Origin of the sequence: Levilactobacillus suantsaiihabitans (genome assembly GCF_004745505.1) — a bacterium.
Lineage (GTDB): Bacteria > Bacillota > Bacilli > Lactobacillales > Lactobacillaceae > Levilactobacillus > Levilactobacillus suantsaiihabitans.
The window spans coordinates 1-524 of sequence record NZ_RKLX01000066.1 but is presented as its reverse complement, the minus strand read 5'-3'; the positions used below and the strand labels follow the sequence as shown (position 1 = coordinate 524).

Sequence of the window (524 nt, the reverse complement as noted above, 5' to 3'; positions counted from 1 at the left end):
TTTAATTCTTTGGGGATTGGCTAGAACTAGGTTGAATTTATTAGCCAAGACATGCCAAATAGGTTTCCAAAAAACGCCGGTACTTTCCATTGCGACAGATTGACAATCAAATGTTTTTAACCAGTCGGCCAACTGGTCAAGTTGTGATTGTGTCGTGCCGAAAGTATGAAGCTCAGCCTTCGGTCGCGTAGAAGTTCGTTTACCATGCAGGACACAAGCGACAACGTTTCCTTGATGGACATCTAAGCCAGCACAACAGTCATACGCTACATCCATATCCATGACGAGCCCTCCTCGTATAGTATGTAGAAGGATTCCCTAACTGAATAAAATTTGTAATTTTATATTCATGCTCAAAGGCAATATTTCGGGGTACTCACAAGTTAGGTGGATCAGTTTGTCCCTCGGCAAAAAGAAGTACCAATAAAGCGACGATCACTAATCCTTCAATGATATTTTATCATCAAAAGATCAGTGATCGTCGTTTTCATGTTTCGGGGTGTGCGGCAGCACATGCACGTCTG

The 524-nt window shown here is 42.4% G+C and carries 1 protein-coding gene; it reads right to left on the bottom strand.

Annotation, left to right across the window (positions count from 1 at the left end; genetic code table 11):
* On the bottom strand, window positions 1-282 hold a 282-nt coding region (locus EGT51_RS12865), incomplete at its 3' end, for an IS110 family transposase (protein ID WP_167850215.1).
* Between the last annotated feature and the right edge of the window lie 242 nt (window positions 283-524).